The 10,713-nt window shown below is 45.8% G+C and carries 8 protein-coding genes; all 8 read right to left on the bottom strand.

Annotated elements, in window-relative coordinates; all coding sequences use genetic code 11:
• Nucleotides 1–1,443, bottom strand: a 1,443-nt coding sequence (locus A3849_RS23950; RefSeq protein ID WP_218619258.1) for an InlB B-repeat-containing protein, incomplete at its 3' end; no start/stop codon positions are given.
• A gap of 776 nt (nt 1,444–2,219) precedes the next feature.
• The gene (locus A3849_RS23940; RefSeq protein WP_074084357.1) at nt 2,220–2,699 is read right to left on the bottom strand and encodes a VOC family protein; all 480 of its coding nucleotides are present in this window, start codon (nt 2,697–2,699) and stop codon (nt 2,220–2,222) included.
• A gap of 47 nt (nt 2,700–2,746) precedes the next feature.
• A complete protein-coding gene (locus A3849_RS23935) occupies nt 2,747–3,094 on the bottom strand; it encodes a YciI family protein (RefSeq protein ID WP_074113644.1) in 348 nt (115 codons plus the stop codon).
• A 628-nt stretch (nt 3,095–3,722) separates the two neighbouring features.
• Nucleotides 3,723–5,558, bottom strand: a complete 1,836-nt coding sequence (locus A3849_RS23930; RefSeq protein ID WP_074113643.1) for an alpha/beta fold hydrolase — start codon at nt 5,556–5,558, stop codon at nt 3,723–3,725.
• A gap of 62 nt (nt 5,559–5,620) precedes the next feature.
• Nucleotides 5,621–6,187, bottom strand: coding sequence for a TetR/AcrR family transcriptional regulator (locus A3849_RS23925; RefSeq protein ID WP_074113642.1), 567 nt, complete (start codon nt 6,185–6,187; stop codon nt 5,621–5,623).
• Between the two features lie 578 nt (nt 6,188–6,765).
• Nucleotides 6,766–8,181 (bottom strand): NADP-dependent phosphogluconate dehydrogenase, encoded by a 1,416-nt coding sequence (gene gndA, locus A3849_RS23920; RefSeq protein ID WP_074113641.1) that lies wholly within the window; start codon nt 8,179–8,181, stop codon nt 6,766–6,768.
• 236 nt (nt 8,182–8,417) lie between these two features.
• Complete coding sequence (gene fsa / locus A3849_RS23915; RefSeq protein ID WP_074113640.1) at nt 8,418–9,086, bottom strand: fructose-6-phosphate aldolase; 669 nt, start codon at nt 9,084–9,086, stop codon at nt 8,418–8,420.
• A gap of 39 nt (nt 9,087–9,125) precedes the next feature.
• Complete coding sequence (gene zwf, locus A3849_RS23910; protein WP_074113639.1) at nt 9,126–10,637, bottom strand: glucose-6-phosphate dehydrogenase; 1,512 nt, start codon at nt 10,635–10,637, stop codon at nt 9,126–9,128.
• Nucleotides 10,638–10,713: the final 76 nt, after the last annotated feature.

Genomic DNA, 10,713 nt, shown 5'->3' with positions numbered 1-10,713 from the left:
GTCGGTGCCGCTTCCGTTAGCGGCGGTGTTCCAGCCTGCGAACGTATAGCCCGTTTTTACCAGCGTTCCGGTATTCCCTAGTACTGTCACCACATCACCCTGCGGATAGCTGTTGCTGTCGGTCGGAACCGTACCGCCGGTGCTGCCGTTTCCGTGATACGTTACGGTGTAGGTCGGATTGGCCGTCCACTTCGCATAGAGAGTGGCATTCGCCGTGCCCATGCTGAAGGTAGCATTCGCTGCGTAGTCGGTGCCGCTTCCGTTAGCAGCGGTGTTCCAGCCTGCGAACGTATAGCCCGACTTCACCAGTGTTCCGGTGTTCCCTAGTACTGTCACAGTGTTGCCCTGCGGATAGCTGTTGCTGTCGGTTGGAACTGCACCGCCGGTGTTGCCGTTTCCGTTATACGTTACGGTGTAGGTCGGATTGGCTGTCCACTTCGCATAGAGGGTGGCATTCGCCGTGCCCATGCTGAAGGTGGCATTCGCCGCGTAGTCGGTGCCGCTTCCGTTAGCGGCGGTGTTCCAGCCTGCGAATGTATAGCCCGTTTTTACCAGCGTTCCGGTGTTCCCCAGCACCGTCACGGTGTTCCCCTGCGGATAGCTGTTGCTGTCGGTCGGAACCGTACCGCCGGTGCTGCCGTTTCCGTTATACGTTACGGTGTAGGTCGGATTGGCATTCACTGTAACTGTAATTGTCCTTGTCACAGTTGACGTACCGTCACTAACTCGAACAGTAAAACTGTCAGTCCCTGCATATCCACTGGCAGGTGTGTAGGTAATGGTTCCTCCTGGTGCGATATCAGTACTGCCACTGGCTGCTGTTGCGCTTAAGAAATGGAGTGTCCCATGATTTGGCGGCGTACTTTGTGACCATGTCTCTACCTGACTGGAATCAGTATCGCTTACATGTAGCAGACCTTTGATATCTGTTGCACTTGAATCTTGAGTTACGATAAAACTGGTGGTTGCACCAATAAAAGCAGGTGCTGTGTTTATGTTTCTGAAATTAACTGCATTGATATTGTCGATTCCGAAAGCCCCGGTAACTTGATAAGAACCATCGGTCTGGATACGAAATTTATCAATTCCTACAAACTTAGTATTGGAAGACACATTAAAAGTAACGGTTTGACCTCCATAATTTGCATCGATTACAGTTAGAGACATCACTGCTCCAGAAACGACTGAGCCATTTAGATATCCTATAAGTTGAATAGTTCCACTTGATCCCATACTTGCACCAGACATTGCAATCTCTACGGACTGAAGATCAAAAATTTGTCCGCTGTTTGAAGACACTTCCATATAGGATAATGGAGTTCCATCATTGGTCGCTCCGCTTATAAGATTGGTTTGACCTGTTAGGACTTCTGCAGCAATGTAGCAATTTGTTGCGCTGCTTGACTTGAGCAGAAAATCATATCCATTAATATCAGTAGCCATTAGTCCTGAACCAGTAGACGATCCAGATATGATGATCGGTCCACTAACTGAATTGAAATCTGTATTTCCGTTTACGGGAGTATTAGCACTTGCAATCATTAACGTGTTCGTTCCAAATATAAGGACCAATACGAGGATAAAAACCTTCTTAACTACGTTTACTTGCGAACTGAGAATTCTTGCTTTTCGCCTTAAACTATTAGTCATAATTACCTCCACTGAAGTTAGTCACAGTATCACCAATTCTACGGGTGGCTTGATTTAGCCCCTATACAACATAAGACCGGACAAGGGTTTCCTTACACCCTCATCATTTGTTAGGAAGTCGGGAAACACTTAACTTTTTCAAAATTGTTCGGCAAAACTCCCTCCCTTTCCTGGTACGTATATATATATTTTGGCGTATTCCTTTCGTAGTTTTAAGTAAAACCGCCCAGCGATTCCTACAAGATGATCTAGCCCTTCCCCCATATCTCTTCATGCTGTTAACAAGATAGATCAGGCCCGATAAATTCACTATACCTATTATGGAGTATCTTCCTTCAAATAGAGCAAAAAGAATGGCAAGGAATGGATTTCCGAGGTGTTTATAGCTACGCGGAATAGCTTCGATGTGAAGTTCCTCGGCGAATGCTGTGAACTTCTTTCGTTCCATAAAAAAAATACTCCCCATACAGTAACAGGTTTTTATTATTTCACCTGTCTACTATATGGGGAGCATATCACTCACGGGACAGCTCTTTATTCACTTCTATTCCAGTATTCATTCCTTAGAGCTATTCTCCGCTGCCCTCACGAGCCCGCTCTAACGCGGCAATGTCCAGCTTGCTCATCTGGAGCATCGCCTGCATGACTCTTTGTGCTTTGACAGGATCCGGATCACTCAGCAATCTCCCCGCTTCGGCCGGGAAAATCTGCCAGGACAAACCGTATCTGTCTTTCAGCCAACCGCACGGCCCTTCCGAGCCGCCTTCGGATAGCTTCTCCCACAGCTCGTCTACCTCCTCCTGCCCTTCACAGTTGACCATCAGCGAGATCGCTTCCGTAAATTTGAACTCCGGGCCACCGTTGAGTGCAGTGTAGACCTGTCCGTCCAGTACAAACGTCACTGTCATCACCAATCCGGCAGGACGTCTGCCGCCTTCTCCATAATAAGAGGTATTCAGGATTTTGGAATTTTTAAAAATTGAGGTATAGAATTTCGCCGCTTCTTCCGCTTCCGTATCGAACCATAGATTCGTGACAATTTTCGGCATTACAGATCCCTCCTAAATGTTGTTGTGCATTGGAACGTTCTGCTGTTCTACATACCGGCAATGGGTCTCACTTCGACACTGGTCCCCTCACCGAGCAGAATCGGACAGCCCTTTGCAAGCTGAACCGCTTCCTCCATATCCACTGCGTTAACCAGGATATACCCGGCCATGGATTCTTTATGCTCAGTGTAGGGTCCATCCGTTGTTATGCCATGGGGCCGCAGCACTCTGCCTTCGGCGGATAGATGATTCCCGCCTGCTGCAAGTCTGTCCTGTGCAGCAAGACTGTTGATCCATTCTCCCCACTGCTCCATGTAACCTTGCATTTGCACGGGCGTAGGCTGCGCTTCCGGGGTGGTGATATCCATACGGAATACGAGCAGGAATTTGTTCATTGACTTGCCTCCTTGGCTTCTAGCGTTCCCCATGACCCAAATCTTAAGACGTTCCCCTTCATTATAGAACAAAGGCTGGCTTTCATTTCTTATGGATTGCTAAAATAACCCCAAAACCGTATAAGATCTAACAGAACAAAAAACGAATTGGCCTACTGGAAAGGGATGCAGGAACGTTCGACTCCACCATGTAAATCCACAACCGCATGAGATTGTGGATTTTCGCATTTCTTCCGTCTTAATCTTTAGAATTACATCTACAGGATCTTTACCCTTATACATATCGCTGACCTTTTCACCTCGCGGAGTATACGCTCAAAAAGGAACGGAGAGTCAAAAAGAAACGACCTCGCCGTCTTCAGGAACCCAAACGGAGCCCTCCAGATGTTGTTCCTTCAGAAACTTGGCAAGCTGATTTCGGCTCAATTTACTTTCTACGATAATTTCGAGTTAAAGGCACAGGTGAAAGTTCGCCCACATCACTCAACATCGGATCAATCAGTATACGTTTACCGTTTATGGTTAAAATTGATGTAGCGTGCCGGATATGTTGAACTGAAATGAGCATACTAGACAACTCCTCTAATTTAAATGCCGACCGGTCTATTTTGAAAATATCATATTAATTTCATAGTATATAGGAAGCCGTTTCCCTCGGATGGCTAAGAGGAAAATGATGACCATATGGAACAACATCAATCTCACCAAGATGTAATGGAGCAGAATAGCTTCTATCATGATCTCCCCAAATAATATGAAGCTTATACCTTGGTACTTTGGTGAAATCGCCTGGATAGTCTTTCGATAGAAAACGATTTAGCTGAAGAGTTGTATTTAAAATTCTAGGCGAAGTAAAGCTGCTGCTTACTTTTGCAATATAATGTTTCGGAATGCTCTCCGTATTTTCAAACAGACCATTACCAATTACATAACGTTCTATTGAATTAGCAGTTGCTAACTTCAATGCCCATTTGTTCATAAATTGAGGAACATTAAACGATTTAGAATTTCTTTTCGCAACAGGGGGCTGAAGTAAAGTAATAGTATTCTTCATATTTATGTACTCTCGCACTAATGCTTCCAGCAGAATAATTGCTCCGAAGGAATGGCCGATCCAATGTGCACCATCAGCAGCTTTTCCCAATAACTCTTTCACTAAATTCAAATAGAGATCTAGAAGATTTTTCTCTCGTTTAAAAGGGGAACGTCCTAAACCAGGAAGATCTGGAATCCATACGGGTTGACCAGTTTTTTCATGAAGCTCTAATCCTAAAGGAAATAAATCCTCTCCATCACTCAACAAACCGTGTAATAAAATAAATGGCTTACCCTCTCCTGGTATTTGATAAATCACAGTGTTTCCGATTAAGGTTCGTTCAAATGCATGATTATGCTGGTCATTTTGATTCATCAAGCGATAATCCAAATCCGCTACTACGACTGGGAAAAAATTCATAACCCCCGTCTTATTAAACCAATCTTCTCCCATGACTTTTTTCGATAAATCATTTGAAAACTTTCTATTTGTAATAAAGTTCAGTCCATCAGATGGAATTGTTGTTATTTTACTTATCCCACTTTTCATAAGTGCCTTCATAAAACGAATGGGCACAGAGATTTTAGGTGCTGCCATATTCATACTTTCTGACATAACGCCTAATAATTCAGATAGATCCGGATCAAGCTGTTTGTCTTGAATAAGTGTATATGTTTGAATAGACGATTGCTCCAGCTTAAAAACCTGAACAATAAATTTTGCTAGCTCATCGTTTGAAATAAGTGGTAATTTATACCCCTTGCCTCCAGGAATAACTGGCATTAGCCCTCTTCGCATACTCGCCACAAGCATGCCTAAGCCTGCTGTTTGTTCCGTACTCCCTGTTTTACTGCTGCCGACTACAGTTGGCGGATTAATCACAGAAAGCGGATAGCCTATTGCGGATGCCTGCTGGCGAATATAAAGATCTGCTAAAAATTTTGTTCTTTCATAAGGATTTTTTATTTTCAAATAGTCGTGACCCTCTTTAAACACATCAATCGCAACCTTGCTATTCTTATCATCAAAGGGGGTCATATATCCAACTACATGAATAAATTGCTGCAAACCCTTCAATTGATGGATACGTTTAGCGAATTCACTGATATGCTTGGCACCGTTTAAAAATACAGATGTTGCCTCTTGCTGTGTCGCTTGAATATCCATTTGTCCACCTGCGTGAATAATAACATCCGTGTTCGATACCCTATCCTTATCTTCATCACTTAAACCTAAATCTGTTTTCGTCAAATCACCTTCAATAAAGTGCATGGTTTCCTCGTTTAAAATATTTTTTTCCTGAAAAACACGTGTTGCTTTACCTTTCGACCGCACTAAAAGAAAAATCATAACCTCCTCTTTAAGAAGCTCCTCCACGAGTTGCCTTCCAATAAAGCCTGTTCCACCTGTTAAAAATATTGTCCTCATATCATCCGCTCTCCTTTTTAGTACTGATTGGTACTAATTTTGCGCAAAAAAAAGTGCTTCGCTTATCGAAGCAAGTTGAAAAAGTGGCTGGCTGTTTTCGTGATAACAGTTGCATCCTTCAATGTCTCTGAGAGAAACAGCGCTCCTTCAAGATTCGTTATAAAAAGTGCCGCTACCTCGTCAATATGAATCGTATTTCTAAACTCGCCTTTCTCTACTCCTTGTTTTAGTAATAGAGAGACTTTCATTTGTAATCCTGTAAAAAAGAGACCTATTTTTTCTTTTATGTGTGTAGCTTGTGCAGGACTTTGAATATAAAGAGTAATAAATGGACAGCTGCCCTTATACTCTCTTGACTGAACCCCCTGTGATAAATGCTTTAAAAACATCTGGACACGCTCTTCAACGGATAATTGGTTCTGGGAAAGGAATTCATCCATTGCATGCTCATACGTCTCAATCCAATAATCAACGACCCCTGCTAACAATTCCTCCTTATCAGCGAAGTGATAGTACACATTAGATTTTGATACTTTGCTTACACGCACTAATTCATCCATGCTGGTATAAGCAAATCCCTTTTCTAAAAATAAGGCTGCCGCGACTTCAAGCACACGTTTTTGATTCATTATTTTTCCCTTTGTCATAACTAGAACTATACAGTACTAATTTGAATGTTGCAAGTGAGAAGATAGTGCAACTGAAATTTCATGTTTCTTGAACATGTAAAATTTGGAAAAAAGGGTTAGGAATCAGGGCTAGAGATGATAAGTAAGCAAGCTTAGACCACCTCCCCAAACAATCTAATCATCACGCGGCGGCGAATTGTGGTTTTCTTTGCCCCGGCCTGGGAAGGACCCAGAGCACTAAAAAGACGGAATGCGAAAGCCAAGAAAATTCATCAAGCTTCTAGTTTTATGTAGTTTGGTCGCTGTAATTATTTTTCCTGCAGGAAACATCGAAATCGTAGCAGATAGTACTCAAGCGTTGATCCAAACCATGTCACATGGTATCGGCGGTAGTTAAATCTCATTATCACCGAAAGTCCGCTGGCTAACCAACCGACGTTCTCGATTTTTTCGAGAGCGTTTTTCATTTTCTTCCTTATAGCTATAAGCTTTCCTGAACCTCCAGTTGAACTGGGGAGGGCTTATACAAAAAGTCCGGGCCACTTCGCCCGGACTTCATAGTTAAATCTATAAGATAATTATTTGCTATCCATCCATTGAAAATGGAAGCTCCCCGGCTGATCCAGCCGTTCAAAGGTATGGGCTCCGAAGTAGTCCCGCTGCGCCTGCAGCAGGTTGGCCGGAAGACGTTCGGAACGGTAGCTGTCATAATAGGCCAGTCCGGAGGCAAACGCCGGGACCGGAATTCCTCTTTTGACGGCAATCGCAACTACATCTCTCCACGCTTCCTGGTAGTTATGAACTACACCGCTGAAGTATTCATCCAGGAACAGATTTTTGAGTTCAGGGTCGCGGTCATAGGCGTCCTTGATATTCTGCAGGAAGCCTGCACGGATGATGCAGCCTCCACGGAAGATCATCGCAATACTGCCATAGCTCAGGTTCCAGTTATACTCGTCTGAAGCCACTCTCATCTGGGCAAAGCCCTGGGCGTAGGAGGCGATTTTGCTGGCATACAGCGCTTTGCGGACCGCTTCGATGAATTCTTTGGCATCGCCGTCATAGCCCTTAACCTCAGGACCCTTCAGACGTTTGCTTGCCGCCACACGTTCTTCCTTCATCGCCGAGATGAACCGGGCAAATACGGATTCAGTAATGATGGACAACGGAACACCCAGATCGAGGGCATTTTGACTTGTCCATTTGCCTGTTCCCTTTTGTCCTGCGGAATCCAGGATCACATCAACCATCGGCTTGCCGGTATCCGGGTCAGCCTTGGCGAAAATATCAGCTGTAATCTCAATAAGATAGCTGTTTAGCTCCCCGCGGTTCCATTCCGAGAAAATCTCATGCAATTCATTGGTGTCCAGGCCCAGTACATCCTTCAGCAATTGGTATGCTTCGCCAATCAGCTGCATATCGCCGTATTCGATGCCATTATGCACCATTTTGACATAGTGTCCGGCACCGTCTTCTCCGATGTAGGTTGAACAAGGATCTCCGTCCACTTTGGCGGAAATGGCTGTCAGGATCGGCTCCACCAGCTCGTAGGCATCCTTTTGTCCGCCCGGCATAATCGCCGGTCCCTTCAGCGCTCCTTCTTCACCGCCGGATACCCCTGCACCGATAAAGCGGAAGCCTTGGGCCTGCAGCTCCTTATTCCGTCTTTGCGTATCCGGGAAAAAAGCATTCCCGCCGTCAATCAGGATATCCCCTGGAGACAAATGCGGTACCAGCTGCTGAATCGTATCATCTGTCGGCTTGCCGGCCTTGACCATAATCATGATTTTGCGCGGTGTCTCCAGAGATTGGACAAACTCTTCGATGCTGTAGGCACCGGCGAAGTTTTTACCTGCTGCTTCTGCCAACAGCTCATCCGTCTTCTCCCGCGAACGGTTGTACAGGGCTACCGAGAACCCTTTGCTCTCCATATTCAAGGCCAGATTCTTACCCATGACGGCCAAGCCGACCACACCAATCTGCTGTTTACCCATCGTTAATAGACCTCCCTATATATGTGCTGGACCAAGAATACGATTAGGGGGCTTATGCTGTGACTGCGGAGAATGTTTGGACTTCCGGCCGCTGTTGTCTGCAGATTTCTTGATTTATACTGCTGTTCGCAGTGGAAATTCGCAGACAAAGGCGGTCGCTTTCGCTCCTCCAGTTCCAAACTTCCCCTCCGTCACTTCAGCCCCTTAATCATTCTTTGATTATTTTATTAACCGTATTAGACCTGCGGTGCTTTTTTCCAGTCGGCGGCGAATTTCTCCAGTCCTTGATCGGTCAGCGGATGCTTGGAGATTTGCTCAATGACGCTGAATGGAATGGTGGCAATATGCGCACCAGCCATTGCTACGCGGGTTACGTGATCCGGATGGCGGACCGAAGCGGCGATAATCTGCGCGCCCAAGTTATGAATACGGAACAGTTCAGCGACTTTCACGATCAATTGGACTCCATCCTCCGAAATATCATCCAGGCGGCCCAGGAATGGCGATACATAGGTAGCTCCTGCACGGGCAGCGAGCAGCGCCTGGTTCACAGTGAAGATCAGGGTTACGTTAGTTTTCACGCCTTTTTTGGTGAGGTAGCGGCAGGCTTCCAGACCTGCAAGCGTCATCGGAAGCTTAATGGTAATGTTCTTGTCGTTATTGTTGATCTTGATCAGTTCGTTAGCCTGTGCGATCATCTCTTCAGCCGTAACCGCATCTGGTGTAACCTCGGCGGATACAGATTCCACCTCAGGCACGAGACGCAGAATTTCTGCAATGCGGTCTTCGAATTTCACGCCTTCTTTAGCGACCAGGGACGGGTTCGTGGTGACACCGGACAGGACGCCAATCTGGTATGCTTTTTGGATGTCTTCCACATTGGCCGTATCGATAAAAAATTTCATATTCATAAACCTCCATTTTTATTTGAATTAATTACAGTATTAAAAATTTGAAGCATCAGGCAATGGCAATTCCATTTCTTCTTCAATTGCAGAGTCGAGCCACCAGTGATGTCCATCCTTAGCCAGCAGCTGGTCCGATTCGGCGGGTCCGAACGTACCCGCAGCGTACGGATAAAGAGGAGCAGTATTTTGGGCAAAAGCATTCAGGATCGGCTGCACCCATTTCCAGGACAGCTCCACCTCATCCCAATGTGCAAAGAACGACGGATCACCGTGTAAAGCGTCATAAATCAGATTTTCATAAGCCTCCGGCACTTCAATAGAGCTGGTATGAAAATCTATGTGCATCGCCTTGAACTTCCCTTTTTGCTGGGGATCTCTTGCCTTGAGCTGCAGAGTAATGCCTTCGTTCGGGCTGATCTCGAACACCAGAAGATTGGGGATATCATCCTCGGCCGCTGACGAGTTCTGCTTGAGAGGCTCTTTGAACTCAATCACAATACGCGTCGATTTCTCTTTCATTCTTTTCCCGGTCCGGATATAGAAAGGAACACCCTTCCAGAAAGGATCATCGATCTGCAGTCTGGCTGCAATAAAAGTATCGTTCTTAGATCCTGCTGTAATTCCCGGTTCAGACGTATAGCCTGGGGCTGGTTTACCCTGGATATAGCCTGCACTGTACTGCCCACGGATCACATTGAACTGGACATCTGCTTCTTTCAGAGGCTGCAATGCTTCCATAACTTCTTTCTTTTTAAAGCGGACTTCTTCGGCAGAGCTGTCCTTCGGCAAACGGATGGCCAGCATCATGAGCAGCTGCAGCATATGATTCTGGAACATGTCTCTGAGCGCACCCACATGATCGTAATAGCCCGCTCTTTCCTCCACGCCCACAGTTTCCGCTGCGGTAATCTGCACATTGGCAATGTATCGGTTGTTCCACAGTGCATGAAGCACCGGATTCGTCTGCTGGAACACATCCAGCTCCTGCACCATCGGTTTGCCGAGATAATGGTCGATCCGGAAAATTTCATCCTCCGAAAAAGCTTCGCTCAGCTTCAAATTCAGCTCCTGCGCAGACTGCAGATCATGGCCGAAGGGCTTCTCGATCACGAGACGTTTCCAGCCTTTGGCGGCACCCAGACCACTTTCTTTAATATTTAAGGCAATCGGTTCAAAAAACTCAGGACCAACGGACAGATAGAACATCCGGTTAGGGGATTTCCCCATGCCCTCTTCCTGCTGTTCAACGCGCTGCAAGAGCTTGAGATAATCCTCTGTGTGCCCTACATCCAGCACATTATATCGGAAGGCCTTCAGGAAGCTGCGCACGGACGCAGAATCATTTACTTCCCGCCGGGAAAAGTCCCGGATCGACCGCTCCACCATAGCCTGAAAGGCTTCATCAGCCACTTCTCTTCTGCCAAGACCAATCACAGAGAATGAATGGTGCAGCTTGTGATCGAGATACAGATTATACAGCGCAGGGTAGATTTTTCTTCGGGCTAAATCTCCTGTCGCTCCAAACAAAACAAATGTGGTTGCCTCCATCTCCATTCTCCTTCTGCTCTGGTTTATCTTTCCTGGTTACACTATAATACAAATACGACCTATACAAGTAATTAAT

The sequence above is a fragment of the Paenibacillus sp. P46E genome (genome assembly GCF_001909095.1).
In the GTDB taxonomy this organism is placed as follows: domain Bacteria; phylum Bacillota; class Bacilli; order Paenibacillales; family Paenibacillaceae; genus Paenibacillus_AQ; species Paenibacillus_AQ helianthi.
This window is presented reverse-complemented; position numbering and strand designations above follow the sequence as displayed.